This is a genomic window from Streptomyces sp. NPDC107562 (genome assembly GCF_055657325.1).
This window is the reverse complement of sequence record NZ_JBVKBE010000025.1, coordinates 47,090-73,922: the sequence shown is the minus strand read 5'-3', so window position 1 is coordinate 73,922 and position 26,833 is coordinate 47,090. Positions and strand designations below refer to the sequence as shown.

At 71.5% G+C, this 26,833-nt stretch carries 23 protein-coding genes; 6 read left to right on the top strand and 17 right to left on the bottom strand.

The window, feature by feature from the left end; genetic code table 11:
* Positions 1-481, top strand: a 481-nt coding sequence (locus ACZ7LV_RS38140; RefSeq protein ID WP_471945958.1) for an acyl-CoA carboxylase biotin carboxyl carrier protein subunit, incomplete at its 5' end; no start/stop codon positions are given.
* Positions 482-732: 251 nt separating this feature from the next.
* Here ACZ7LV_RS38140 and ACZ7LV_RS38135 read toward each other — a convergent pair.
* Both ACZ7LV_RS38135 and ACZ7LV_RS38130 read right to left on the bottom strand, forming a co-directional pair.
* A complete protein-coding gene (locus tag ACZ7LV_RS38135) occupies positions 733-1,704 on the bottom strand; it encodes a DeoR/GlpR family DNA-binding transcription regulator (RefSeq protein ID WP_471945957.1) in 972 nt (323 codons plus the stop codon).
* A gap of 176 nt (positions 1,705-1,880) precedes the next feature.
* Positions 1,881-3,329 (bottom strand): NAD(P)H-quinone dehydrogenase, encoded by a 1,449-nt coding sequence (locus ACZ7LV_RS38130; RefSeq protein WP_471945956.1) that lies wholly within the window; start codon positions 3,327-3,329, stop codon positions 1,881-1,883.
* A 106-nt stretch (positions 3,330-3,435) separates the two neighbouring features.
* Between ACZ7LV_RS38130 and ACZ7LV_RS38125 the strand changes: the two genes are divergently transcribed.
* The 4 genes from ACZ7LV_RS38125 to ACZ7LV_RS38110 all read left to right on the top strand — a co-directional run bounded on the left by ACZ7LV_RS38125 (position 3,436) and on the right by ACZ7LV_RS38110 (position 7,047).
* Entirely contained in the window at positions 3,436-3,873 is a 438-nt protein-coding gene (locus tag ACZ7LV_RS38125) for a gamma-glutamylcyclotransferase family protein (protein ID WP_471945955.1), read from the top strand.
* 51 nt (positions 3,874-3,924) lie between these two features.
* Positions 3,925-4,203 carry a type II toxin-antitoxin system RelE family toxin gene (locus ACZ7LV_RS38120; protein ID WP_471945954.1) on the top strand — a complete coding sequence of 93 codons (279 nt, stop codon included), beginning with the start codon at positions 3,925-3,927 and terminating at the stop codon, positions 4,201-4,203.
* 110 nt (positions 4,204-4,313) lie between these two features.
* Positions 4,314-5,138 carry a purine-nucleoside phosphorylase gene (locus ACZ7LV_RS38115; protein WP_471945953.1) on the top strand — a complete coding sequence of 275 codons (825 nt, stop codon included), beginning with the start codon at positions 4,314-4,316 and terminating at the stop codon, positions 5,136-5,138.
* Positions 5,139-5,415: 277 nt separating this feature from the next.
* The gene (locus ACZ7LV_RS38110) at positions 5,416-7,047 is read left to right on the top strand and encodes a phospho-sugar mutase (protein ID WP_471945952.1); all 1,632 of its coding nucleotides are present in this window, start codon (positions 5,416-5,418) and stop codon (positions 7,045-7,047) included.
* Positions 7,048-7,801: 754 nt separating this feature from the next.
* Here the strand turns inward: ACZ7LV_RS38110 and ACZ7LV_RS38105 are convergent.
* From ACZ7LV_RS38105 to ACZ7LV_RS38050, 12 genes are all read right to left on the bottom strand, one after another.
* Positions 7,802-8,731, bottom strand: coding sequence for a lytic transglycosylase domain-containing protein (locus ACZ7LV_RS38105; RefSeq protein ID WP_471945951.1), 930 nt, complete (start codon positions 8,729-8,731; stop codon positions 7,802-7,804).
* Between the two features lie 149 nt (positions 8,732-8,880).
* Positions 8,881-9,162, bottom strand: a complete 282-nt coding sequence (locus ACZ7LV_RS38100) for a hypothetical protein (RefSeq protein WP_471945950.1) — start codon at positions 9,160-9,162, stop codon at positions 8,881-8,883.
* 54 nt (positions 9,163-9,216) lie between these two features.
* Complete coding sequence (locus ACZ7LV_RS38095) at positions 9,217-9,672, bottom strand: hypothetical protein (protein WP_471945949.1); 456 nt, start codon at positions 9,670-9,672, stop codon at positions 9,217-9,219.
* Between the two features lie 404 nt (positions 9,673-10,076).
* A complete protein-coding gene (locus ACZ7LV_RS38090; protein WP_471945960.1) occupies positions 10,077-10,901 on the bottom strand; it encodes a phosphate ABC transporter ATP-binding protein in 825 nt (274 codons plus the stop codon).
* Between the two features lie 85 nt (positions 10,902-10,986).
* Complete coding sequence (locus tag ACZ7LV_RS38085; RefSeq protein ID WP_471945948.1) at positions 10,987-11,922, bottom strand: sortase; 936 nt, start codon at positions 11,920-11,922, stop codon at positions 10,987-10,989.
* A gap of 88 nt (positions 11,923-12,010) precedes the next feature.
* Positions 12,011-13,474, bottom strand: coding sequence for an Ig-like domain-containing protein (locus ACZ7LV_RS38080; RefSeq protein WP_471945947.1), 1,464 nt, complete (start codon positions 13,472-13,474; stop codon positions 12,011-12,013).
* Positions 13,475-13,586: 112 nt separating this feature from the next.
* Positions 13,587-14,627 carry a hypothetical protein gene (locus ACZ7LV_RS38075; protein ID WP_471945946.1) on the bottom strand — a complete coding sequence of 347 codons (1,041 nt, stop codon included), beginning with the start codon at positions 14,625-14,627 and terminating at the stop codon, positions 13,587-13,589.
* Between the two features lie 167 nt (positions 14,628-14,794).
* On the bottom strand, positions 14,795-17,215 hold the full coding sequence (locus ACZ7LV_RS38070) for a hypothetical protein (protein ID WP_471945945.1): 2,421 nt from the start codon (positions 17,213-17,215) through the stop codon (positions 14,795-14,797).
* Positions 17,212-18,954 (bottom strand): phosphate ABC transporter substrate-binding protein PstS, encoded by a 1,743-nt coding sequence (locus ACZ7LV_RS38065; RefSeq protein ID WP_471945944.1) that lies wholly within the window; start codon positions 18,952-18,954, stop codon positions 17,212-17,214. The genes ACZ7LV_RS38070 and ACZ7LV_RS38065 overlap by 4 nt, the downstream gene beginning before the upstream one ends.
* Positions 18,951-20,252 carry a phosphate ABC transporter permease PstA gene (pstA, locus tag ACZ7LV_RS38060; RefSeq protein WP_471945943.1) on the bottom strand — a complete coding sequence of 434 codons (1,302 nt, stop codon included), beginning with the start codon at positions 20,250-20,252 and terminating at the stop codon, positions 18,951-18,953. The genes ACZ7LV_RS38065 and pstA overlap by 4 nt, the downstream gene beginning before the upstream one ends.
* A gap of 14 nt (positions 20,253-20,266) precedes the next feature.
* Positions 20,267-21,256 carry a phosphate ABC transporter permease subunit PstC gene (gene pstC, locus ACZ7LV_RS38055; RefSeq protein WP_401672458.1) on the bottom strand — a complete coding sequence of 330 codons (990 nt, stop codon included), beginning with the start codon at positions 21,254-21,256 and terminating at the stop codon, positions 20,267-20,269.
* A 288-nt stretch (positions 21,257-21,544) separates the two neighbouring features.
* The gene (locus tag ACZ7LV_RS38050; protein WP_471945942.1) at positions 21,545-21,931 is read right to left on the bottom strand and encodes a YegP family protein; all 387 of its coding nucleotides are present in this window, start codon (positions 21,929-21,931) and stop codon (positions 21,545-21,547) included.
* Between the two features lie 511 nt (positions 21,932-22,442).
* Here ACZ7LV_RS38050 and ACZ7LV_RS38045 point away from each other — a divergent pair.
* Positions 22,443-23,201 (top strand): DUF5707 domain-containing protein, encoded by a 759-nt coding sequence (locus ACZ7LV_RS38045; protein ID WP_471945941.1) that lies wholly within the window; start codon positions 22,443-22,445, stop codon positions 23,199-23,201.
* A gap of 175 nt (positions 23,202-23,376) precedes the next feature.
* On the opposite strand, the gene ACZ7LV_RS38040 is transcribed toward ACZ7LV_RS38045, so the two are convergent.
* From ACZ7LV_RS38040 to deoC, 3 genes are read right to left on the bottom strand one after another with little or no spacing between them, the layout of a single operon-like run.
* Entirely contained in the window at positions 23,377-24,264 is an 888-nt protein-coding gene (locus ACZ7LV_RS38040; protein ID WP_401672450.1) for an aldehyde dehydrogenase family protein, read from the bottom strand.
* Positions 24,257-25,693: an aldehyde dehydrogenase family protein gene (locus ACZ7LV_RS38035; RefSeq protein ID WP_471945940.1), complete on the bottom strand. Its 1,437-nt coding sequence runs from the start codon at positions 25,691-25,693 to the stop codon at positions 24,257-24,259. The genes ACZ7LV_RS38040 and ACZ7LV_RS38035 overlap by 8 nt, the downstream gene beginning before the upstream one ends.
* Before the next feature lie 5 nt (positions 25,694-25,698).
* A complete protein-coding gene (deoC, locus tag ACZ7LV_RS38030; RefSeq protein WP_471945939.1) occupies positions 25,699-26,649 on the bottom strand; it encodes a deoxyribose-phosphate aldolase in 951 nt (316 codons plus the stop codon).
* Positions 26,650-26,833 lie beyond the last annotated feature (184 nt).

Below are 26,833 nucleotides of genomic sequence, written 5' to 3'. Positions count from 1 at the left end.
ACTGTCCGGCTCCACCGCCCCCTTCACGGTCCACACCCGCTGGATCGAAACCGAGTTCGCCAACGACATCAAACCCTTCACCGCACCCGCCGACGCGGAGGCCGAGGAGGAGCTGGACCGCGAGACGGTCGTCGTCGAGGTCGGTGGCAAGCGCCTGGAGGTCTCCCTCCCGTCCTCCCTCGGCATGTCGCTGGCCCGCACCGGCCTCGCCGCCGGCGCCAAGCCCAAGCGCCGCGCCGCGAAGAAGTCGGGCCCGGTCGCGTCCGGCGACAGCCTCGCGTCGCCGATGCAGGGCACCATCGTCAAGATCGCCGTGGAGGAGGGTCAGGCCGTCAAGGAGGGCGACCTGATCGTCGTACTCGAGGCGATGAAGATGGAGCAGCCCCTCAACGCCCACAAGGCCGGGACCATCAAGGGCCTGACCGCGGACGTGGGCGCGTCGATCACCTCGGGCGCCCTGATCTGCGAGATCAAGGACTGAGCGGTCGCAGGACATCCTGAGCGCCCGGCGGACGGCATCGCCCGTCCGCCGGGCGCTTCCCGTTCCTTGTGGGCCGTTCGCCTGCGCGACGTGTCCCACCGGGGCGGTACGCGTGGTCCCGACGGGCGCACGCCGAGGGTGCGGCGATCGCCGCCGCCCCCCTGACGGCCGCTCAGGAAGGCGCCCGGGCGACTTGACGACGTGCCGGACCGCCTCTCAGGGCGGCCCGCTCAGGCCCGGGTCACGCCCCGTCACCGCCGGCGCAGATCGGCCACCCTCGCCCGCTCCCCGCCCGCCGACTGCTCGCCGAGGACGGCCGCCGTACGCAGGGGCGACCCGGCACCCGGGACCTGACCGCGCCGGGGGCCCGGGAGTGGAACGTCCCGGCGCTGGCGCGCCGGGTTGCCCTCACCGCCCGTGGTACCGGAGTTTCCCGAGGCTCCCGTACCGGCCACGGCGATCTGGACGCCCTGGTCCGCCAGCGCCTGCAGCTCCGTGGCGGCGCGGTCGTCGTGGGCCGGCGGCTCGTCGGTCACGAGACGGGTGATCACATCGGTGGGCACGGTCTGGAACATGGTGTCCGTACCGAGCTTGGTGTGGTCCGCGAGGACCACCACCTCGGCGGCGGCCTGGACGAGAGCCCGGTCGACGGAGGCCGAGAGCATGTTGGACGTGGACAGACCGCGTTCGGCGGTCAGGCCGCTACCGGAGAGGAAGGCCCGGGACACCCGCAGACCCTGGAGGGACTGCTCGGCACCCGACCCCACGAGGGCGTAGTTGGAACCGCGGAGCGTGCCACCGGTCATCACCACCTCCACCCGGTTGGCATGGGCCAGGGCCTGTGCCACGAGCAGGGAGTTGGTGACGACGGTCAGGCCGGGGACCCGGGCGAGCCGGCGGGCCAGCTCCTGGGTGGTCGTACCGGCCCCGACCACGATCGCCTCGCCCTCCTCCACGAAATTCGCGGCGAGGTCGGCGATGGCGGTCTTCTCGGCGGTCGCGAGATGCGACTTCTGCGGAAAGCCGGATTCCCGCGTGAATCCGCCCGGCAATACCGCACCGCCGTGCCGGCGGTCTAGGAGTCCTTCTGCCTCCAGTGCGCGCACGTCCCGCCGTACGGTCACTTCGGAGGTCTGGACGACGCGGGCGAGCTCACGGAGCGACACGGCTCCGTTGGCGCGCACCATTTCGAGGATCAACTGGCGACGTTCTGCAGCGAACACGAAACTGACAGTAACCCCAACGACCGTCTGGTTTCAGCAGTTTGCGCCGAATAACAGAAGTTGTTCGCACACGTCAGCGGGAAGTGGTATAGCAGCCTACCCGGGCCGCCTATGCCGAACGCATGGTCGGCAACTCCCCGTGACCAGCGAGGAGTCACTTTCGGCCGTCCGGAGCGTCAGGCCTCGCCGGTGGCCTTCCGGGTGTGGAGCTGGCGGGCCACCTCCGCGATCGACCCCGAAAGGGAGGGGTAGACGGTGAACGCGTTCGCGATCTGTTCGACCGTCAGATTGTTGTCGACGGCGATCGAGATCGGATGGATGAGTTCGGAAGCGCGCGGCGCCACCACCACACCGCCCACCACGATCTCCGTCCCCGGACGGCAGAAGATCTTGACGAAGCCGTCCCGGATGCCCTGCATCTTCGCGCGCGGATTGCGCAGCAGCGGCAGCTTCACCACCCGGGCGTCGATGACACCGCCGTCGACGTCGGCCTGGCTGTAGCCGACGGTGGCGATCTCGGGGTCGGTGAAGACGTTGGACGAGACGGTCTTCAGGTTCAGCGGGGCCACCGCGTCGCCGAGGAAGTGGTACATCGCGATACGGCCCTGCATGGCCGCGACGGACGCCAGGGCGAAGATCCCCGTGACGTCACCGGCGGCGTAGACGCCGGGGGCGCTGGTGCGCGAGACCCGGTCGGTCCAGATGTGCCCGGACTCCTTCAGCCGGACCCCGGCCTCCTCCAGTCCCATGCCCTCGGTGTTGGGGATGGCGCCGACGGCCATCAGGCAGTGCGAGCCGGTGATGACCCGGCCGTCGGAGAGGGTGACCTCGACCCGGTCGCCGACCCGCTTGGCGGAGGCGGCCCGCGAACGCGCCATGACGTTCATGCCGCGCCGTCGGAAGACGTCCTCCAGGACGGCGGCCGCGTCCGGGTCCTCGCCCGGCAGCACCCGGTCCCGGGAGGAGACCAGCGTGACCTTGGAACCGAGTGCCTGGTAGGCGCCCGCGAACTCGGCACCGGTCACACCGGACCCGACCACGATCAGCTCCTCGGGGAGCTCGTCGAGGTCGTAGACCTGCGTCCAGTTCAGGATCCGCTCACCGTCGGGCCGGGCGTCGGGCAGCTCACGGGGGTGCCCGCCGGTGGCGATGAGCACCGCGTCCGCGACGAGCGTCTCCTCGCTCCCGTCCGCGGCCCGGACGACGACCTTGCGCGATCCGTCGAGCGCCTGCATGCCCTCCAGCCGCCCGCGGCCGCGCATCACGCGCGCTCCGGCCCGCGTCACGGCGGCGGTGATGTCGTGCGACTGGGCGAGCGCGAGCCGCTTCACCCGTCGGTTGACCTTGCCGAGGTCCACGCCGACCACCCGGGCGGCCTGCTCCACGTGGGGGGTGTCGTCGGCGACGATGATGCCCAGCTCCTCGTACGAGGAGTCGAAGGTGGTCATCACCTCGGCCGTGGCGATCAGGGTCTTCGACGGCACGCAGTCGGTCAGCACCGACGCTCCGCCCAGACCGTCGCAGTCGACGACGGTCACCTCCGCACCGAGCTGGGCGGCTACCAGCGCCGCCTCGTATCCGCCGGGTCCGCCACCGATGATCACGATCCGAGTCACGTACTCCATTGTCCCGCACCCTTCGATGTGCGACTGCCCCGGGGGGCTGCCCGAGCTACCACAGGTACCCCTGGCACGGAAGTGACGCGCTGGCCGACTGCCGTACTCTCGAGCCATGTCGCTCTACGCCGCCTACGCCGGCAACCTCGACGCGCGGCTGATGTCCCGCCGCGCCCCCCACTCGCCGATGCGGGCCACGGGGTGGATGAACGACTGGCGGCTGACGTTCGGCGGCGAGCACATGGGCTGGGAGGGCGCGCTCTCGACGCTCGTCGAGTCACCCGGCTCCCAGGTCTTCGTCGCCCTCTACGACGTCGCACCCATGGACGAGGAGTCACTCGACCGGTGGGTGGGCGTCGGCCTCGGCGTCTATCGCCGGATGCGCATCCGCGTGCACACCCTGGAGGGCGAGGAGGGCGCGTGGGTCTATGTTCTCAACGGCTACGAGGGCGGTCTGCCCTCCGCCCGCTACCTGGGCGGGATCGCGGACGCCGCCGAATCGGCGGGCGCGCCCCACGACTACGTGATGGAGCTCCGCAAGAGGCCCTGCTGACCCCGGCCCCCGGCTCCTAGACTGGGGGGACCGACGCCCACGGGAGAGCGCATGTCCCCCACCACGTACGACGTCTACTTCACGGTGCAGGCGGCCGAGGCCCGTGACCGGCTCGACGACCACCAGCGCATCGCCTTCGACAAGGGCATCTCCCTGCTGGCCCGCGACCCCTTCCTCTCGGTGTCGCGCCCCATAGGCTCGACCGGCGACGACCGTACGATCCGGCTCACCCAGAACATCATCGTGGAGTACACGGTCAGCCGGGGCCGGCTGCTGATCTTCATCGTCGAGGCCTTCAACGACAAGGACGTCCTCGTCGCCGACGAATGACCGTGACGCCCCTTCTCGACCCCCGCTCGTCGGAAACGACAAGACAACGATCGCAATCCCGTGACCTCATCATCTACGCGCGTAGGACCAGACCGGCTACCCTCGTCCGCGTGAACGCATCTCTTCTTCCGGACGACATCCAGGGCGACCCCTACGCCGCCGCCGACGCCGCCGCCGCTCGCCTGCGCGAACTGACCGGCGCCGAGTCCCACGACGTCGCCCTCGTGATGGGCTCGGGCTGGGCACCGGCCGTGGACGCCCTGGGCGCTCCCGAGGCCGAGTTCCACGTCACCGAGCTGCCCGGGTTCCCGCCGCCCGCGGTCGCCGGGCACGGCGGCAAGATCCGCTCGTACCGGATCGGCGACAAGCGCGCCCTGGTCTTCCTCGGCCGCACGCACTACTACGAGGGCCGCGGCGTCGCCGCCGTGGCGCACGGCGTCCGCACCGCCGTCGCCGCCGGCAGCAAGACGATCGTGCTCACCAACGGCTGCGGCGGCCTGCGCGAGGGCATGCGCCCCGGCCAGCCGGTCCTGATCAGCGACCACATCAACCTCACGGCGACCTCCCCCATCGTGGGCGCGAACTTCGTCGACCTGACCGACCTCTACTCGCCCCGCCTGCGCGCCCTGTGCAAGGAGGTCGACCCCACGCTGGAGGAAGGCGTCTACGCCCAGTTCCCCGGCCCGCACTACGAGACGCCGGCCGAGATCCGCATGGCCCGCGTGATCGGCGCGGACCTGGTGGGCATGTCGACGGTCCTGGAGGCCATCGCGGCACGCGAGGCCGGCGCGGAGGTCCTCGGCATCTCCCTCGTCACCAACCTCGCCGCCGGCATGACCGGAGAGCCCCTCAACCACGAGGAGGTCCTCCAGGCAGGCCGCGACTCCGCCACCCGGATGGGCTCCCTCCTGACCCAGGTCCTGGCCCGCCTGTAACCGGCACCCGGACGGGGCGCACGGCGTCCCATGGCGCGGCAGCCGCGCACGGCGGGAAGGGGGCGGGTCCGGGGGTGTCCGCCCGCAGCGGTTGGCGCGTCAACACGGGTACGTCGGTAAGAGACCGATTCCGCGCCGTCCCGAGGACGGACACCCCCCGACCCGCCCCCCGACGAGACCCGCACCCCCCGCGCGCCATCAACCCCCGCCGGACAGCCGCAGGCGCCGCAGGCATCGCACCGCACCCGCACCACCCCCGACGAGAGGCTGACCGACCGTGCAAGACGACCTCCTCGCCCAGGCCCAGTCATGGCTCGCCGAGGACCCGGACCCGGACACCCGTGCCGAGCTGGCCCACCTGATCGACACCAAGGACGTCACCGAACTCGCCGCCCGCTTCGCCGGCACCCTCCAGTTCGGCACCGCCGGCCTCCGCGGCGAACTCGGCGCCGGCCCGATGCGCATGAACCGCACGGTCGTCATCCGCGCCGCGGCCGGTCTCGCCGCGTACCTCAGGAAGCAGGGCCACGAGGACGGCCTCGTCGTCATCGGCTACGACGCCCGCCACAAGTCGGCCGACTTCGCCCGCGACACCGCCGCCGTCATGACCGGCGCCGGCCTCCGCGCCGCCGTCCTCCCCCGCCCCCTGCCCACCCCCGTCCTCGCCTTCGCCATAAGGCACCTCGGCGCGGTCGCCGGCGTGGAGGTCACCGCCAGCCACAACCCGCCCCGCGACAACGGCTACAAGGTCTACCTCGGCGACGGCTCCCAGATCGTCCCGCCCGCCGACACGGACATCGCCGCCGAGATCGCCGCCATCCCCTCCCTCACCACGGTCCCCCGCCCCACCGAAGGCTGGGAAACCCTCGACGACGCCGTCCTGCACGCCTACCTGGCCCGCACGGACGCCGTCCTCGCCGCCGGCTCCCCCCGCACCGCCCGCACCGTCTACACGGCCATGCACGGCGTCGGCAAGGACACCCTCCTCGCCGCCTTCGACCGCGCGGGCTTCCCGGCCCCCGCCCTCGTCCCCGAGCAGGCCGACCCCGACCCGGACTTCCCCACGGTGGCGTTCCCCAACCCGGAGGAGCCCGGCGCGATGGACCTGGCCTTCGCCAAGGCCCGGGAGACGCACCCCGACCTGATCATCGCCAACGACCCGGACGCGGACCGCTGCGCGGTGGCCGTCCAGGACGGCGACGACTGGCGGATGCTGCGCGGCGACGAGGTGGGCTCCCTCCTCGCCGCCCACCTGGTGACCCGCGGAGCGCAGGGCACCTTCGCGGAGTCGATCGTCTCCTCCTCCCTCCTCGGCCGCATCGCCGCGAAGGCGGGCCTGGCCCACGAGGAGACCCTCACGGGCTTCAAATGGATCGCCCGCGTCGAGAACCTCCGGTACGGCTACGAGGAGGCCCTCGGCTACTGCGTCGACCCGGACGGCGTACGCGACAAGGACGGCATCACGGCGGCGCTCCTGATCACGGAACTGGCCTCCACCCTCAAGGCGGAGGACCGCACCCTCCTCGACCTCCTCGACGACCTCGCGGTCGCACACGGCCTGCACGCCACCGACCAGCTCTCGGTCCGCGTCCAGGACCTCTCGGTGATCGCCGACGCCATGCGCCGCCTGCGCGAGCAGCCGCCCACGCGGCTCGCGGGCCTGCCGGTCACGAACGCCGAGGACCTCACCCGGGGCACGGACACGCTGCCGCCCACGGACGGCCTGCGCTACACCCTCGACGGCGCCCGCGTGATCGTCCGTCCCAGCGGCACGGAGCCGAAGCTGAAGTGCTACCTGGAGGTCGTGGTGCCCGTCACGGCACACGCCGACCTCCCCGCGGCCCGCGCCAAGGCGACGGACCTGCTGGCGGCGATCAAGCGGGACCTGTCCGAGGCGGCGGGCATCTGAGGCACCGCGGCACGCGAGCCGGGCGGCGCCCGCCGCCGGCCCGCCGTCCCCAAGGGTTCCCCGATTCACCGGGAGTTGGGCTGTAGCACTCCCCCCGGCTGTCTGCTCCGCTCCCGCGCGTCCCACGCTGGGGGAAGTGCGGATGCGCTCCTCACCCCCCCCTTGGACGCATCCGCCCGCAGGTGTCCCGCACTTCGGAACACCCCCCGCGGGACGCCGGGCGCAGGCCCGGCACGGGATTCTCGGCAACGGATCACCGGCCGAACCCGTGTCGGGCAGGTGCCTTCCCCACCGCGGTCCGGTCAGCCGGCGGCCGGGGCGCTGATGTCGGACGAGGTGGGCTCAGGGCTCTCAGGGCTCTCAGGGCTCTCAGGGCTCTCAGGGCTCTCGGGGCTCCCGGTGGTCTCGCCGGGCGAGGGGGACGCCGGGGCCTCGGTCGACGGCTCGGGTTCCGGGGTGGTCTCCGAGGGACTCTCGCCCGGAGTGGGCGAGGCGGTGTCGCCCGGCGTCCCAGTCGGCGTGGGCTCGTCGGAGGGCTCGCCACCCGGCGTGGAGGAGGGCTGGCCCCCCGGCCCGTCGGAGGGCCCGTCATCCGGCGTGGCGGACGGCCCGGGTGTGGAGCCGGGACTCGCACCGTCGGACGGCGTGGGCGGCTCGGGCGACGTGGGCCCGTCAGGCGCGGCCGTGGCACCGCCGCCGGAGCCGTTCCCGTTCCCGCCCCCGGCGCCGCCCCCGGCCCCGCTCCCCGCCTCGGTCACCGGCCCGGTGGCGGGGTTCCCGCTGCCGCCCCTGGGCTCTCCGGGACGACGCCCGTCCCGTCGGGAACGGCGTGCACACCCCGCAGGTAGAACTCCATCCAGCCGAGGACGAGGTTCAGGTAGTCACGCGAGTAGTTGTAGCTGAGGATCGCCCGCTCCAGTCCGGCGGCCGTACCGAGGTCCCGCCCACCCGCGCACAGGTAGTGTCCCGCGGCCAGGGCGGCGTCGAAGATGTTGTTCGGGTTCGCGGTGCCGTCGCCGTTGCCGTCGGCGCCCCAGGTCTTCCAGGTGGTCGGCAGGAACTGCAGGGGCCCGACGGCCCGGTCGTACACGGCGTCCCCGTCCCACCGCCCGCCCTCGCTGTCGAGGATCAGCGCGAAGCCGTTGCCGTCGAGGGCGGGGCCGGTGATACGGGTGAGGGTGTCGCCGTCGGCGTCCACGGCGCCGCCGCTCGCGTGCCCGGACTCCACCTTGCCGATGGCGGCGAGCAGTTCCCACTTCAGCCGGCACGAGGGATCCGTGCGCCCGACCGAGGCACTGGCCCGTCGGTAGGCGGCGAACACGGTGGACGGCAGCCCGGCCTCGGTCTCGATGCGCCGGGGAGCCGGCTTCGCGGCCTCCTCGCCCCCCACCTCCTCGACGGCCTCCACGTCCTTCAGGGGCGGGAGTTCGACGTGGTACGAGTCGTCGCCCTGCGAGGAAACCTCCGGCAGCGCGGCGTCCGGCGGCACGAATCCGCCGGGCACGCTCATCCCTCCGTCGCGCGACGCCTGCTGTGCACCGAGGTGCCCCGGCGCCTGGGAGCCCGCGGTGAGCAGTGCCGTGGCCACGGTGGCCACCGTCGCGACGACGGAGCCGCGCAGTCCACGCCGGCCGCGCAGCCGTTCGCCCGCCTCGTGGAAGGGTCTGGTGAGCGGACGGGACATCAGCACACTCCTGTTGCCGAGGTGACGGTTCCGGTTTCCGCGACCGACGCTAGGCAGCGGCGGGCGGCATGAGGGCTCCTGGCCGACTCCGAGGGGAGAAGCCCGGATGAACAACACACGGCCGGGGCAGGCGCGCCGGGCAGGTGCCGTCACTCGCGCTCCCGGGCAGCCCTCCGCTCCAGGCGCCGCGCGTCCAGCCGGCTGCGCAGCGAGGCCCGCAGCCACACCCCGGCCACCAGCAGCACGAGCGCGGACAGGCCCCCGATGACCCACGACCCGTAGGCGGCACCGAGCCGGAGTCCGGCGAGACCGACGAGCACGAGCACGACGCTGCGCCAGGCCGTCCACACCCCGCCGGCGAACAGCGTCCCGCCCATGGGGACGCCGAAGCTCGTGACGGGACCGGGATCGTCCCTCCGTTCCTTCTCCACACCGTTCTCCTTCGATGGCTCGGATCACTCGCGAACACTCGCGCTCACTCGCGCTCACTCGCGGACGAGATAGCTGAAGCCCGTGTCGTCACCGACGCAGGACTGGAGGGTGAGGTCGCCCCAGTAGAGGCCGTGGGAGGGCGTGCCGCGGCCCGGTGAGACGTGGTGGGCGTAGACGCGGTACGTGAACCTGCCGCGCGGCGTCGTGGCGGTGACGGTGGTCCCCACGGGCAGCTGGGCGAACCGGTCGAAGCCCCCGCAGTACTCGTGGCCCACGACGACGGCGGTCCGCAGCGCGTACCCGTCCTCGGTCCCGAGGTCCGGCCCCGTCCACTGCACGGCGTCCTCGCACGCGTCGACGGCGTCCTGACCGCCCCGGACGACCTCGGCCGACCAGTCGCCGATCCGCAGGGTGGTCGACCCGTCCTCGCTGCGTGCACCGGGCGTCGTCCGGGGCGACGGTGTCGTCCAGGGGCTCCTCGTGGGCGTGACGCGGGGAGTCGGGGACACGGACGGGAGCGGATCGGGGCTCTCGGACGGCGGAAGCGCGGGGGTCGCGGCCGGTGTGGGTGAGGGGGACGGCAGGGGCCCCACGCCCCTGCCGGTCGGCGCGGGCGGCACAGGAGCCACCGCCGGGGTCCGCGCCGGGCGGGGCAGGGCGGGGACCTCGGACGCCACGGGCCCTGCGGACCCGCCCCGGACGGCCGGTTCGGCCACCGGGGCGGACGCGGGCGGGCCGGCCGACGGCTCGTCGGGAACACCGGGCACGGCACACCCGACGAGGGCCACGGAGACGGCGACACCGAGAACCGCCCCCACGAGCGGCACCGCACGGCCACCTCGTCCTGGGGGCGTTGCGCACGGGGTACCGGTCATCGCGGAGATCCCTTCGTAGGGGACGGCCGGGGCACCGCTCAGCCGAACCGCCCGTTCACGTAGTCCGTGGTGCGGGGGTCCTGGGGGCTGTGGAACATCGCGTCGGTGGCGCCGTGTTCGACGATCACGCCCGGGGTGCCCTGTTCGGCGAGGAAGAATGCGCACTGGTCGGAGACGCGGGCCGCCTGCTGCATGTTGTGGGTGACGATCACGATGGTCACCTCTTCCTTCAGCTCGTGGATGGTTTCCTCGATGCGACGCGTCGACGTCGGGTCCAGGGCCGAGCAGGGCTCGTCCATCAGCAGGACGCGCGGGCGTACCGCCAGCGAGCGGGCGATGCACAGACGCTGCTGCTGGCCGCCCGACAGCGCGCCGCCGGGCTGGCGGAGGCGATCGCGGACCTCCTTCCACAGGCCCGCCTTGGTCAGGCACTCCTCGACCAGCCGGTCCTTGTCGTCACGGCCGGCCTTGATGCCGCCGAGCTTGAGGCCCGCGGTGACGTTGTCGTAGATCGACATCGCCGGGAAGGGGTTCGGCTTCTGGAAGACCATGCCGATGTGGCGGCGGGCGTGCGTGATGCGGCGGCCGCGGTCGTAGATGTCGTCGCCGTCGAGGAGCACGCGGCCGGACAGGGCGGCGGAGCCGACCAGTTCGTGCATCCGGTTCAGGATCCGCAGGAACGTCGACTTGCCGCAGCCGGACGGGCCGATCAGGGCCGTCACCCTGCGCGCGGGCATGGTCAGCGAGACGCGCTCCAGGACCTTGTGGTCGCCGAACCACGCGGAGACGGCGTCGGCCTCCAGGGTGGCGGGGTCGCTCTCCGCCGTCGCCGCGCCCGGCTTGCGCGGCTTCGCCACCGTCATCTGCTGGGTCGGATCCAGGATCTCGTCGACGAGGGTGCTGGTCGCGTCGGTCGTGTCGGACATGGTGGGGTTGACTCCTCGTCGGTCAGAGCAGGTTGGGCAGGAGACGGGCGGCGGCGCCGGACACGGCCAGGCCGAACGCGGCCAGCACCGGCACGGCGACGATCCACGTCTGCCAGCGGCCCCACGCGCGGTAGGCGGCCATGGTGAGCAGGGCGGCGAGCAGCAGGCCCTGCGACCACAGGAAGACGGACAGCCAGGCCGCGCCTTCCGTGCCCATGGCCTGCTCCGACTCGTCGATCCAGCCGGGCGCGAGCGGCCGCGGCGGCGCCGGCATCACGTCGCTGGTCAGCTCCGCGTCGATACGGAGCGTGCCGGAGGGGGTGTAGGGCGCGCCCTCGGCAGTGATGAGGGTGAGCCTGCCCGCGCCCTCCTTGAGGGTGGGCGGCAGCGGGTCGCCCTCACGTCGGACGGCCGAGACCTCGTACGTCGCCGTGCCCTGCCCGGTCGTGACCCGGATCTCGGTGCCGGGCGGCAGCCGGTGCAGGTCGTTGAACGGGCTGCCGTACGCCCACTGGCGGCCCATGATCACGCTCGTGCCGGCCTGTCCCGGCAGCGGGGTGTCCCGGCGGTGGCCGGGGCCCGACATCAGCACGCCCGAGGTGGTGCCCTCGGCGACGACCTCCTTCAGGCCCAGCGTCGGGATCCGCAGCAGCGCCACCGGCGCGCCGGGCTCCAGCAGCTTGCCCTCGTAGGTCTGCTGGCCCACCGGTGCGACACCGAGGGCGAGTTGGCGGCGGAGTTCGTCGTACGCCGTCTGCTGGTCGCGGGTGTGCTGGAGGTGGCCGACGATCGTCAGGTTGGCGGCGAAGCCGAGCAGCAGCGCGGCGAGCAGGCACAGCGCGACCCCGGCGAACGCGAAGCCGGCGCGTTCGGCCCGCGGCGGCCCGGCGGCGGGCTCGGGTGAGGACGCCGCTGCCGGTGGCGCCACGGCCGGCGGGGGCGGGGACAGCACGGTCACGGGGTGCGCTCCTGTGGAGAGGTGTCGAAGGGGGATACGGAGGCGCGGGCGGCGGGGTGGTGTCCCGCCGCCCGTGCTCCGAGTGCCGTCAGGCCCTGGGCTCGCCGAAGCTCAGCAGCCCGTTGCGGCGGCCGAAGCGCACCGCGAAGATGCCGGCCGCGACGAGGACGATCGCTCCGATGCCGGAGAACAGCGCGATCTGGCTGCCGGTGGAGGCGAGGCCGCCGCCACCGCCCTGCGGGGAGTTGCCGCCGGTGTCGCCGCCGGTGCTGCCGCCGATGTCGCCTCCGGTCGTGCCGGACGTGGTCCCGGAGGTGTCGCCCGACGGGTCGTCGGTCGGGTCGCCGGTCGGGTCGTCCGTGGGGTCACCGGAGGGGTCGTCGGTGGGGTCGCCCGAGGGGTCGTCCGAGGGCTCGCCACTGGGGTCGCCGGAGGGCTCGGCGAGGGTGAAGGACGCCTGGGCGTTCGCTCCCCCGTCGCACGCCGGGGTCCACTTCCAGGCGTTGTCACCGGCGACCGCGTCCTCGGGCACGGTGAGGGCTGCCCAGGTCACCGTTCCGTTCGGGTCGGCTGTGGCCTTGGGGAAGTCGGCCTCGTGCTTGTCGAGGGCCGGCGTGTACTCCTCGCCGGCCGTGCAGCGCCGGACGATGAGCTTCACCTGCTGACCGCGCTCCAGCTCCGGGACATCCGGCAGCCGCTCGCCCTGGGCGTTGCGGAGCTCCACCCGGGGCAGCTGGACGGTGAGCCTGACGGGCTCGGACTCGGAGGCGCCCCACACGGCGGTGTTCGCCGGGACGAAGCGGGCGGTGAAGTCGTGCGGCCCGTCGGCCAGAGCGGGGGTGGTGAGTTCGGCCTTGCCGTTGGCGATCGCGGCCTGACCGAGCGGGGTGTCGCCGTCCAGGAAGGCCACGTTCCCGGTCGCATCGGACGGCGTGACGGTGGCGGTGAGCTTCACCGTCTGCCCGGGTTCCACCTGGGAGGGGCTGTACGTCAGCTCGGTGCTGGTCGCCTCCGCGCCCTCGCCCTGCGCCCAGGTGTCACCGGTGACGGTGATCTTCTGGGTCCAGTACGGGTTGCCGGGGACGATCTCCTCCGAGGGCTTGGCGAAGTCGTAGTTGTCCACGCAGAAGGCGCGCAACTCGTACGTACCGTCACTGGTGACGATGTCGGCGAGGCTCTGCACCTCCATGCCGGGGTTGTCCGCCGCGGCCAGCGAGATCGACGGGGTCGCCTGGGTGTACGGCCCGCCGTTGCTCACGCCCCTCAACACCGTGGCCTCGGTGCCGTCCGCCTTGACGAGGTAGAGGTTGAGATGGCTGTTCCAGTTGATGTCCTCGATCGTGACGTCGGGACACGCGGCGGGAATCCCCAGAGTCGTGCCGAGCGGCTCGGGGTCGCTCAGGCTGCCGCCGGACGCGATGGTGAAGTCCCCGATGGACGCCGCCCGGGCAGGCTGGGACTGGGACGCGACGAGGGCCACGACGCCCGCGACGAGCACGGCACAGGCGGCCAGGATCGCGGCCGCTCTTCGGAAGGGTTGGAGCACTGTCATTGCGGAGGCCCCCCGGGGGACTGTTGGCTGCACGGACTCATGGACAGCGCGTGGGGCCGGGCACCTGGTCGGTGCCCGGCCGTCACGCGGTGGTGCGGATGACGATCAGCGATTACCGGTTGCCGGTGGTGCTGGTGTCACCGCAGTTGGACGGCGCGGAGTCGGCGCTCAGGTCGCCGAAGCCGTAGTTCTTGACGGTGGCGATGTTCTGGCAGACCTGGGAGGTGGCACCGACGAAGGCGCGCGCGATGTTCGCGTCACCGAGCTTGGCGGTGGGGACGACGTTGTAGACGTCGCGCGCGAAGGTGAAGTTCGGGTTCAGGGCGAGCGCGCTGCCCGAACCGGTGGTCGGCGCCACGCCCGCGATGCTGCGCAGACGCGACTCGCCACGGCGGTTCGGAACGTCCGCGAAGCCCTTGCCCTGGGCGATCCACTGGGCGACCGAGTACGGCATGATCTGGGTGCCGCTCGCGAGCGCGACGCCGTCGTGCTCCTGGACCGTGTCGTCGACGCAGCCGGCGTTCTTGGCCGTGGTGATCTCCGCCTCGGTGACACCGATGGACGACAGCCAGTAGGTGCGGGTACCGGAACCGGCCTGCGGCAGCAGCGCCTTGGAGACCGTCTTGGTGACACCGGCGTCCACGAAGGTGCAGTTGCGGTAGATGGACTGCAGCTGCGCGATGGACAGGTTGCTCGGCAGGGTGCTGCCCAGGTCGGTCGCGTAGGTGACCGCGTCCTTGCCGAACGGGATGAAGGTGAGGGTCGAGCCCGCGGTCGACGGACCCCGCGAGGAACGGGCGAAGTCGACACAGTCGGACTGGGCCGTGTTGTTGATGTCGGCGAGCAGTCGGTCGATACCGGCCGAAGAGCCGTTCGGACGCGCGATGTTCGCACAGTGCGCGTCGGCCTTCGGGGTGATCGTGGCGGAACCGGTGGCGTTCCAGGAACCGACGATCTTGTTGCCGCCGGCGTCCACCGCGACCTCGCCAAGGCCGTTCACCACGTACTGCGTCGTGTCGGAACCGACACCGGCCAGCGCACGGAACGGCGGGGTCGTGTAGTCCGCCGACGCCGGGGTGGACATGATGCCGACACCGAGGGCCGCGGCACCGAGAACCGCGGCGCCGACCTTGGCGCGAGACTTGACGTTCACTTCTGATCTCCTTGTTTCGGATTTCGAAGGCTGGACGTTCAAGCTGAATCCGGATTGCTGTGCTGCCGACCCGTCGATCGGCCACCGCATACATTTCCAACATTTCCTGGCAGTGGCCACCAATTCCCAGCGAGGGAAAGGTTACGAGCAGGCTTACGAGGTGTCTCCTAGGGAGTCCGCCGATGCGCGAGGCGCAGCATTATCGGGCCCGAAAGCCCTGCCGCTCCACCCAGTATGAGAACGCCGACAAGGACCCAGCGGATGACGCCCATAATCTCTCCGGGCGTAAATCCGCCCTTCGCTTCGGCGACGTTTTGCTGAGGTCCCGAGGAGGGTGCCGCCGAAGCGTTCACGGCGGCCGGCACCGACGCCGACGGCTCCGCGCCGCCGCCGGTCGCGCCACCCGCTCCCGACGCCCCTCCTGCCGTGCCGGCACCGGAGGAGTCCCCTCCGGCGCCGCCGGCCGGCCCCGGACCCGCGGCGCCCGGGTCGTCCGGGTCCGGTTCGCCGGAGGGGTTGTCGGAAACGGCTCCGCGCTCCAGGTCGTCCGCGGCCTTCTCGGCCCGCGTGCGCAGGTCGGCCGGCAACGGGGCGTAGCCGTGGGGCAGTTCTCCGGCCGACAGACCCGGTGTCTGGCCCGGACCGGCGGCATACCTGATGAACTCCGCGTACGCCTTGCGGGCCGCGGCGTCCTGGTCGACGGACGCGGCGGCGTAGGTCACCGCGCTCAGCGGGTAGGCCTGGCCCTTGGCGCGTGCCGGGTCGGGCTCGAGCACACCGGCGTCGACGGACGACGGCAGCATGGTGTCGACGCCCGCGAGAAGAGAGGAAGTCGACGGCTCGACGAACTCACCGTCCGCGTTGCGCAGACTGGCCACGGGCAGTCCGTAGCGTTCCGCCGAGGGGACGTCGACGACCGCCATGACCGCGCGGCTACCAGGCAGCGGGGGGTCGTTGACGAGTTTGTCGGGTGCGCCGTTCCCTCCCGCCTGCCACAGAATCGTCCTGCTGTTGTTCCCGCGACGAGCTCGCACCGCCCCGTCGTGCAGGTCGGCCGTGTAGGGGGCGATGTCCAGGAGGGTGTAGGGCAGGCTGGCGCCTCCGGAGCCCGTCGCGATTCCCTCGCTCGGGTCCACCTTCGGGTACTCGTTGAAAGTGGAGTTCTCGTCGAGCCCCAGTTCACCGAAATACGGATTCACTTTCATCCCGTTCGGGTCCGCCTTTCCCGCCAGAAAGTCACGGGCCTCCGGGTCGGACTGAAGCCAGTTCCACACCAGCCGGGCCGTGTCGGAGTTTCCGATGGGCACCATCAAACTCATGGGGGACCCGGGAACCGGGGGAAAATCAGGATTCAGCTTTGTGAACTCCGGATCCTCGGTGTAGTCCAGCGGATTGTCCTTGATGTGCTCCGGACCGGGAGCCAGGGCAACATCATTTCGATAGGAATGAGTGAGCATCTTGGCGACGAGCCGCGGTGTGAGCCGCATGTCCTGGACGACACCGTCCGGCCCTTCGACGAAGAACGCGAAGGCCGGCCCGGAGACGGCGACCGGCGCGTGGACGATCGCCGGCCCGCCCTCCGCCTGCTCCACGGGATCGACGGTGAAGCCCAGCGTGGGTGTCTCGGCCGACGTGCTCAGCACCTGGCTCCTGGCCTGCTCCTCGGCGGCCGAGGTGAAGCCGAACGTGCTGTCCGTCGAGGTGCACAGCCGCGGCTGCCAGGACGTGACCGCGTCGGTCAACAGCTCGGAGCCGACCGTGGGGCGCTCCTGCTGCCCGTCCGGGCAGAACTGGTCGACCTGGAGGAAGTCCAGCGGGAAGACGATCCGCTGGGCCCAGTTCGTCGCGGAGAGCGGCGAGGTCCTGAGACTGCCGAAGCCGATGTCGTTGCCGTTGGTCTCGTGGATGCCACGCGGCACGACCACCAGCCAGCAGGGGCGCGGAACGGCCGGCCTCCCCTCGGGGGCCGTGTTCACCCCGCATCCGAGGTAGTCGGCCTGGATGCCGTCCTGCATCTCGAACACCGTCTCGCCGGTGCCGTTCGCGAACGTCAGGTTCGCCTGCTGTTCGTTGGTGTCCAGCGGGCCGAAGTACGTGTAGTCGAAGGCTTGCGTCGTGGCCGGTTCACGGTTGGCCGGGCGGAACGGCACGAAGCTCCGGGCCGCCTCGTCCTGGTCGAGTGAGGGGTTGAGCACCCGGCCCTGGCCGTCCGCCACCACGGCCGCGGATCCGCCGTACACACACTGCTCGGGATCCGGGCCGTCGGGGTCGTCGCCCCAGCACTGCATGATCTGCAGGTAGTTGCCGTTGAACTGGCCGTTTCCCCGGGTCTGCTCGCCGCCTTCCCAGGTGACGCGCACGCCCTGGGACCGGAGTCCCTTCGTCTGATGCACCGTCACTTCGAGGTCGGAGAAGTCGTCGTACTTCCCCTTCGGTCCGGACTTCGTCACCGCGGAGGAGTCACCCTCCGCCGCCACCGCCGGCTGGGAGCCCGGCGGCACCGGCAGCAAGGCCACCACCAGCGCGGCCAGCAGGCACCCCACGGCGATCGGGATCCGCGGCCGGCGCCGCGTCGTCACCGCGGTCATGCCGCGCCCCCCTTCCGGCGCGTCCTGCCGGCCATCACCCGCGCGAGCACCGGGGGCCCGACCACCACACCCACCAGCAGCGCCGCGGACAGCGCCATCAGTGCCGTCCGCAGGCCCAGGGAGTCCCCGGTGCCCAGGGACACCGGGCTGGCCGCGACCGAGGTGTCCCCGGCCGTCCGGTCGGCGGCGAGGACCTCGCCGGTGTCGGGGTCGACGACCGTTCCCCCGGTCGTCCCGGACGTGCCGCCGGTGCCCCCGCCGTCGGTGCCGCCGTCCGAGCCGCCCGTCGCACCGCCCGAGCCCGTCGAACCGGACCCGCCGGTCGCGCCGGAGCCGCCGGTCGAGCCGCCGCCACCGCCGGTGGAGCCACCGCTGCCGCCCGTGCCGGAGCCGCCGCCGGTGCTGCCGCCGCCGGTCTGGGTGGTGGGCTGCTTGGCGCCGCCGGTACCGGTGGCGCACTGGTCCGCGCCCTTCTTGTCGCACGCCTTCGGGTACGGGGCGTTCTCGATCAGCAGGTTCCTGCCGCCGGAGAAGGTCGGGTTGTTGCACCGGTTGATGTCGATGTTGCCGGTCTCGGCGCCGGGGATCCTCCTCGTCTGCTCCATGCCGGCCTCGACCAGGTTCTTCGGCAGCGGCGAGTAGCCGAGGCGGTCGGCCTGCTGCTGGCCCTCGCAGAGGAAGTAGTTGTTGAAGGCGCTCAGCGTCCGGCCCTTGGCCTTGGTGAAGCCCGCCTCCTCCTTGGTGGGGATGATCATGTAGCTGTAGCTGGAGAGCGGGTAGGTGCGGCGGTCGCCGAAGCTGTAGACGCTGTCCAGGTTCTGGGTGAGGTAGGTCGCCGAGCGCGGGTCGTTGTTGATCCTCGCCTTGGTCAGCGCCACCGCCACGCTGGACGCGGTCGGCTCGACGTAGTAGCCCGACTTGTTCAGGACCTTGACCACGGGGAAGCCGGCGTTGCGCGCGTAGGAGTACTCGACGTAGGTGATCGCGCCCTCGGCCTGCGGCTGGCGGGTGTAGCCCGCGACGCCGAGCGAGGTGGACTGGGACACGAATCCGGAGCCCGGGATGTTCGGGAAGTACGAGGTCAGGCCGCAGGGCGTCTGCTTGCCGGCGCGGCGGCAGTAGTCGTTCCACAGGGAGCCGTACTGCTTGGACATCCACAGCGTGAACTGCGCGGTCGTGCCCGAGCCGTCGGAGCGCACCACCGGGACGATCCGGCGGGCCGGCAGGTTCAGCTTGGGGTTGTCGGCCTTGATCTCGGCCGCGTTCCACATGGTGATCCTGCCGGTGAAGATCTTCGTGATGACGTCGCCCGAGAGCCGCAGGTTGGTGACGCGCTGCCCGCCGATCCGCAGGTTGTACATGAACGACGTACCACCGGCGACGATCGGCATGTACGCGTACTTGCGCGACGGCGGGGAGTCCGTGTTGCCGAGGTCGTTGAGGCCGTAGGGGATCTCGGAGACGCCGAAGTCCGAGGTGCCGTCACGGAACTGGTTGCGGCCGATCGTCGAGCCGACCGACGCGTAGTTCACCGTCATGCCCTGCTGGCGGACGTTGCGGCGCCACTGCTCGATGGCGTTGGCGCTCCATGTCGAGCCGGAGCCACTGATCTTGGTGTAGGTGGCGGCCTGCGCGTGCGGCGGGTTGAGGGCCAGCAGCGCGCAGACCAAGGCGACGAACAGCGCCAGCGCCTGGTACACGCGCAGCGCGCGTGGACGTCGGACAGGTGCGGAAATCACGGGGTGCTCCTCGTCGGTGCGTTACGGGCTGACGGCGGGACGGACGGGGCGTGGGCCTGCGAGGTGAAGCGCTTGGCGTCGCGGCGGGAGGCCCGCACACGCCGGTGTTCCTGGCGGCGCGTCAGCTGACCCGGTCCGCGGCCGCCGAAGAAGCGGGCGAGGACGAACAGGATCAGCACCAGCACCAGCAGGACCGCCGCGGTGCCGAAGCCGCGGGCGATGTAGCTGGCCTCGGGGGACTTGACGAGTTCGAAGGCCGCGAGCGGCAGCGAGACCATCGGGTCCTGGAGCGGGTTGGTGTTCAGCTCCGCGGTGTACCCGGCGGTCAGCAGCACCGGCGAGGTCTCGCCGACGCCGCGCGCGGTGCCGAGGATGACCGCCGTCGTCAGACCGGACCGGGACGTCGGCAGCACCACGTGCCAGACCGTGCGCCAGCGGGAGGTGCCGAGCGCGTACGACGCCTCCCGCAGCGTGCCGGGGACCAGCCGGATCACCACGTCCGCGGCGCGGATGATGATCGGCAGCATCATCACGGAGATGGCGAGCGCCGCGGCGAGTCCGGAGCGGTCGAAGCCGAGCGCCAGGATGAAGGTCGCGTAGATGAACAGGCCGGCCACGATGGAGGGCAGCGCGGTCATCGCCTCGACGATGGTGCGCACGAACCGGCTGAAGCGGCCCGGGATCTCGTTGAGGAAGACCGCGCAGACGAGCCCGGTCGGGATGCAGATCACCAGCGCGATGCCGATCTGCCACAGCGTGCCGACGATGGCGTGCAGGATGCCGCCGACGCCGAGCGGCTCCAGCGGGCCCGCGGCCGCCATGGACTCCGTGTAGAAGTTCAGGTGCGGCAGCGCCTCACGGCCCTCGTAGAGGGTGTAGACGACGACGAAGGCGAGCGCGGCCAGCATCACGACGCCGAGGCTCTGGACGACGGCGGCGGCCACCCGGTCCCGTACGGCGGGGCCGTCCTCGTCGAACGAGACCACCAGCGCGTACAGGCCGATGAACAGCACGTAGGAGATGACGACGAAGCCGAGCGCGCCGTTGAAGGGCAGCAGCCGGTCGAACATCAGCCAGGTCAGGGAGAGCGACGCGGCCGCGGCGCCCAGCATCGCGTACACGTCCGTGGCGCGCAGCGTGGACAGGTTCCTGCGGGACTCCCCGAGGGTGCCGCTCCCGCCGGCGAGGCGGCCGGGCAGGGTCGTGCCGGGGCCGGCGGGCTGCTGCGGCGCCGCCTGGCGCGGTCCGCCCCGCGGCTCCTGGTCGCTCGGCGGGCTCTGTGGCGTGGTGACGGTCATCTGGCTCGGTCTCCTCAGGTGTCGCTCGTCGCGCCGGAACGGCTGCGGGCGACGATCGAGGACGCGGCGAAGTTCACGACGAGGGTCATCAGGAAGAGCGCGAGGCCGGCGGCCATCAGCGCGGACATGCCGAACTCGGTCGCCTCGCCGTAGCGCAGGGCGATGAGGGAGGAGACGGAGTTGGTGCCGTTCTGCAGGATGTGCGGCTGGATCTGGAAGACCGGCGAGATGATCAGGTAGACGGCGATGGTCTCGCCGAGCGCCCGGCCGAGGCCCAGCATGGTGCCGCCGATCATTCCGCCCTTGCCGAAGGGCAGGACGACGCTGCGGATCATGCCCCAGCGGTTGGCGCCGAGCGCGTAGGCGCCCTCCCGCTCGCCGACCGGGGCCTGCGAGAACACCTCCCGCATCACCGAGCAGATGATCGGCGCGACCATCAGGGACACCACCATGCCCGCGATGAACGTGGACGACGTGAAGACGGTCGCGGTGGCGAGGGGGTCGGTCGGGTCGGCGCCGTCGACCTTGAAGACCGGGATCCAGCCGAAGTACGTGGAGATCCAGCGCGACACCGTGACGACGTGTCCCTGGAAGAAGAACAGGCCCCACAGGCCGTAGACCACCGACGGCACGGCGGCCATCAGGTCGACGACGCTGATGAGCGTCTGTTTGATCCGTGCCGGCGCGTACTCGGAGATGTACAGCGCCGTGCCGAGCGCCAGCGGGACCGCGAAGACGATGGCGACGAGGGCGATCAGGATCGTGCCGACCAGCACCGCGGCGATGCCGAAGTTACGGCCTTCCGGCTCCCACGCCTCGGTGGTGATGAAGTCCCACTGCGCGACCTCCAGCGCCTGCCAGGCCCGGTAGGTGAGGAAGCCGCCGACGAGCAGCATGATCGCGAGCACCAGGGAGCCGCCGCCGCGCAGTACCCCGCGGAAGACCCGGTCGGGCACGCCGGGGTCGACGTGCAGGCGTCTTCGAGGGTCGTCCGCCGGGACCACTGGTCGCTCATCTCTTAGCGTCGTCACATGTGTTGACGCTCCAGAGAAACGGTGGACGCCCGCGCACACCCATGTGAACTAGGCGACCCCGAGGGGCAACTTCGGGGGTTGACGTGAACGCGGCGACGACGGAACGCGTACGGGGTACGGGCCCGGGAACACGCGTGGGGCCCGGGCCCGCCGGTGCGGCGGGCCCGGGCCCCGTTGCGTGCGCGCCGAGCCGTCGGCCCGGCGTCGTCGTGATCTGCTCAGCCGACGCTCTCTCGCGTCGTCATCTGCTCGGCGCGCTCACTCCGCGTCGTCCCACGGAATCGCTCCGCCCGACCCGATTTCGGTGAGCAGCGCCCGAAAGCGCTCGTAGGCGGCCTGGCACGTCGAGTGCCGCTCGTAGGCGCGTGACGAGACGGCCACGGCGCCGCCGGCCCGGTCCCGCAGCCGCCAGACCCAGCCGCTCCCCTCCGACGTGTGGTGCACCGCGCCCGGTAAATGCGCGACCTCGGCACACAGCCGCTCGAACGCCGCACGGCACTCGTCGTAACCCTCGTAGGTGACCGCCGCCATGGCGATCACCCGTCCGTTCGTGGCGGTCAGACGCCACGCGTAGGTTCCGTCCGCCCCTATGTCTATGTGACAGCGCGTGCCGGGTACAGCAGCGCCGCCCTTTCTTCCCGCCATCCATCCCCACCCCTGCGTTTCCCCTGTTCCCGACATCAGGAAGCCGCACGAGCCGACGCTGGTTCGTCGACGGCGCGGCACACGCAGGTTAGTGAGGCGGGAGTGATACGCGATCGCCGTCGGTAAGTGCATTCGACATGCTTCATGCGAATGTTGCCCCTCGTTCATGAGTGCGACCGACGGCCGCGTCAGGCGGGACGGGCGCCCTGTCCGGCCGCCGGCACCTCGCCGGGTCACCCGCGGCCCGGCGGGGCGGTACGCGTAGGTGGGCGCCAGGTCCGCTGAAATTCGGACCGAATTTCCCCGTCGGTTTTCCATGGAATCAATCCACCGGATATTCCGCGCGCATTACTTCGCAGGGAAATAGGTCCACGCGTCGGCACCTCCGTGAATTACCTCCACGAAAACGTTCCTAAATCTCCACGGAATGAGTACGCTGCACACGTCAATTCGGGCCCGCCGGGGGGTTATGGACGGGCCGCGGCATTCACATTGGGGAATTCGCATGCGCATGAGCTCTGCTGTCGCCGCTGCGTGCGGCGTCGTCGCCCTGTCCGCCCTCTCCGTTCCGGCAGCCCACGCGGACGAGCAGTTCGGCGACACCGAGGTCACCGGAGTCGTCGTCAACGACGGCAAGCCCGTCGTCGTCGGTACGACCACGAGAACCGTGACCGTCGAGGTCACCGCCACCGACCCGTCCGGCCTGGAGCAGATCAACGCCACCCTGTACCACGGCTCGATCGACGCCCCGGACGCCGCCGTGTCCTCGACCGCGGCCTGCGGTCCGACCGCCGACACGACCAGCACCTGCACCCTGACCTTCCCGCTCACCCCGGGCACCGCCCCCGCGGACGACGCGCAGGCCGGCACCTGGAAGGTCAGTGCCTACGCCATCGCCCCCGACAGCGACGCCCACTTCGTCGACGCCGCCGCCTCCTTCGCGATGCTGCGCCAGACGCAGGTCACCGCCGACGCCACCCCCGAGCCGGTCAAGCGGGGCAAGCCGCTCACCGTCAAGGGCGGCGTGCAGCACGCAGGATGGACCGCCGGGACGAACGTGGCCGCCGGCGCCGGCCAGGCCGTGAAGCTCCAGTTCCGCCCGGAGGGCTGCCGGGAGTTCAAGACCGTGAAGACGGTCCTGACGGGTGCCGACGGTTCGCTGTCCACGAGCGTCCGCGCGTACAACGACGGCACCTACCGCTGGTCCTACGCCGGCACGTCCGGCACGGCGGCCGCGGTCTCCGCGGGCGACTTCGTCGACGTGCGCTGACCCCGCGCACACGGCCCGCAGAACAAACGGCGCCGGTCCGCCCCCGTGGGCGGACCGGCGCCGTCAGGCTCGCGCACCCCTGTCAAGACCGCCAGACGGACTCACGCCACCGGCCGCTGCCGATCAGTACGACGAGTCCGTACGACGACTCGGTACGACGAGTCGGTACGCCGGCTCAGTACGCCGACCCCGACGCCCCGAGGGAACCCGTCGGGTGCCACACCGTCTTGGTCTCCAGGAAGGCCGTCATGCGGTCGGTCCCCGGAGCGGCGAACCAGTCGTCCACAGGCTGTGGACGCAGCACGCGCTTGAGGTTGTCCGCGGCGGCGATCTCCAGCTCCTTCGCCAGCACCTCGTCGGCACCCGCGAGGTCGATGGCGTTGACGTCCTGGTGCGCGGCCAGCGGCGCCGCGATCTCCGCCGTGCGGCCGGACAGGACGTTGACCACGCCGCCGGGGACGTCGGAGGTGGCCAGCACCTCGCCCAGGGACAGGGCGGGCAGCGGGGCCTTCTCGGACGCGATCACGACGGCCGTGTTGCCGGTCGCGACGACCGGGGCCACCACGGAGACCAGCCCCAGGAACGACGACGCCTGCGGGGCGAGGACCGCCACCACGCCCGTCGGCTCCGGAGAGGACAGGTTGAAGAAGGGGCCCGCCACCGGGTTGCCGCCGCCCACCACCTGGGCGATCTTGTCGGTCCAGCCCGCGTACCAGACCCAGCGGTCGATCGTCGCGTCCACCTGCTCGGCGGCCTTGGACTTCGACAGCCCCTCGGCGTCCGCGACCTCGTGGACGAACTGGTTCCTGCGGCCCTCCAGCATCTCCGCCACGCGGTAGAGGACCTGACCCCGGTTGTACGCCGTCGCGCCGGACCAGGCACCGAACGCCTTACGGGCGGCGACGACCGCGTCACGGGCGTCCTTGCGGGAGGACTGCGGCGCGTTGGCCAGCCACTTGCCCTTGGAGTCCGACACCTCGTACACCCGGCCGCTCTCGGAACGCGGGAACTTCCCGCCGACGTACAGCTTGTAGGTCTTCAGGACAGAAAGTCGCTCAGACATCGAGGTACGCCTCCAGGCCGTGGCGGCCGCCCTCGCGGCCGAAGCCCGACTCCTTGTAGCCGCCGAACGGCGAGGTCGGGTCGAACTTGTTGAACGTGTTGGACCAGACGACGCCCGCGCGCAGCTTGTTCGCGACCGCCAGGATCCGGGAACCCTTCTCCGTCCAGATGCCCGCCGACAGTCCGTACGGAGTGTTGTTGGCCTTGGCCACGGCCTCGTCCGGCGTACGGAACGTCAGCACCGACAGGACCGGGCCGAAGATCTCGTCGCGGGCGACCGTGTGCGCCTGGGTGACGTTGGTGAAGAGCGTCGGGGCGAACCAGTAGCCCGAGGAGGGCAGTTCGCAGGACGGGGACCAGCGCTCGGCGCCCTCCGCCTCGCCCTGGTCGGCGAGCGCGGTGATCCGCGCCAGCTGCTCGGCGGAGTTGATCGCGCCGATGTCCGTGTTCTTGTCGAGCGGGTCGCCCAGGCGCAGCGTCGACAGGCGGCGCTTCAGCGAGTCCAGCAGTTCGTCCTGGATCGACTCCTGCACCAGCAGCCGGCTCCCCGCGCAGCAGACCTGGCCCTGGTTGAAGAAGATGCCCGTGACGATGCCCTCGACGGCCTGGTCGATCGGGGCGTCGTCGAAGACGATGTTGGCACCCTTGCCGCCCAGTTCGAGGGTGAGCTTCTTGCTGGTGCCGGCGACGGTGCGGGCGATCTCCTTGCCGACGGCGGTGGAGCCGGTGAAGGCGACCTTGTTCACGTCCGGGTGCGCGACGAGCGCGGCGCCCGCGTCACCGTAGCCCGGGAGGATGTTGACGACACCCTTCGGCAGGCCGGCCTGGCGGCAGATGTCGGCGAAGAACAGGGCGGACAGCGGGGTCGTCTCGGCGGGCTTCAGCACGACCGTGTTGCCGGTCGCGAGCGCCGGGGCGATCTTCCACGCCAGCATCAGCAGCGGGAAGTTCCACGGGATGACCTGACCGGCGACGCCCAGCGGCCTCGGGGACGGCCCGAAGCCGGCGTGGCCGAGCTTGTCGGCCCAGCCCGCGTAGTAGAAGAAGTGCGCGGCCACGAGCGGCAGGTCCGCGTCCCGGGTCTCCCGGATCGGCTTGCCGTTGTCCAGGGTCTCCAGGACGGCCAGCTCGCGGGAGCGCTCCTGGATGATGCGGGCGATGCGGAACAGGTACTTGGCGCGCTCGGCGCCGGGCAGGGCCGACCACTTCTCGAAGGCCTTGCGCGCGGCCCGCACGGCACGGTCGACGTCTGCCTCGCCGGCCTGGGCGACCTCGGAGAGGACCTCCTCGGTGGCCGGGGAGACCGTCTTGAAGACCTTGCCGTCGGCCGCCTCGGCGAACTCGCCGTCGATGAACAGGCCGTAGGAGGGGGCGATGTCGACGACCGAGCGGGACTCGGGCGCGGGTGCGTACTGGAACACGGAAGCCATGGTGATCAGTCCACCGTCACGTAGTCGGGGCCGGAGTAGCGGCCGGTGGCCAGCTTCTGGCGCTGCATCAGCAGGTCGTTCAGAAGCGAGGAGGCGCCGAAGCGGAACCAGTGGTTGTCCAGCCAGTCCTCGCCCGCGGTCTCGTTGACCAGTACGAGAAATTTGATGGCGTCCTTGGTCGTCCTGATCCCGCCGGCCGGCTTCACGCCGACCTGGACACCGGTCTGGGCCCGGAAGTCGCGCACGGCCTCCAGCATGAGCAGCGTGTTCGCGGGGGTGGCGTTGACGGCGACCTTGCCGGTCGAGGTCTTGATGAAGTCGGCCCCGGCCAGCATGCCGAGCCAGCTGGCACGGCGGATGTTGTCGTACGTCGACAGCTCGCCGGTCTCGAAGATGACCTTCAGCCGGGCCGCGGTGCCGCAGGCCTCCTTCACGGCGACGATCTCGTCGTACACCTTCATGTACCGGCCGGCGAGGAAGGCGCCTCGGTCGATGACCATGTCGATCTCGTCGGCGCCCGCCGCCACGGCGTCGCGCACGTCGGCCAGCTTCACGGAGAGCGCGGCGCGGCCGGCCGGGAAGGCGGTGGCGACGGAGGCGACCTTGACGGAGGAACCGGCGACGGCCTGCTTGGCGGTGGCCACCATGTCGGGGTAGACGCAGACGGCCGCGGTCGCCGGGGTCGTCCGGTCCGTCGGGTCCGGGTGGACCGCCTTGGCGCCGAGCGCCCGGACCTTGCCCGGGGTGTCCGCGCCTTCCAGCGTCGTCAGGTCGACCATCGAGATGGCGAGGTCGATGGCGTACGCCTTCGCGGTGGTCTTGATGGAACGGGTGCCGAGGGAGGCGGCGCGCGCCTCCAGGCCGACCGCGTCGACGCCGGGCAGCCCGTGCAGGAAGCGGCGCAGCGTGCTGTCGGAGGCCGCCGCGTCCGAGAGGGAGTGTGCAGTGGTGGGCATGGTCACCAGACGAGCATATCTACGCGCGTAGCGGCTGTACAGCCCCCCGAAGTGGACCGGCGGGCGGGGAAGGGGGTGGCCGGCGCCGCGGGGTGTGGCCGGGTAGCGGCGGGGTGGTGCGTGGGGTTGCAATCCCCGGGGCGTTCCTGGCAGGAGTGGGGCCCCGTACCCCGGGGGGAGACGG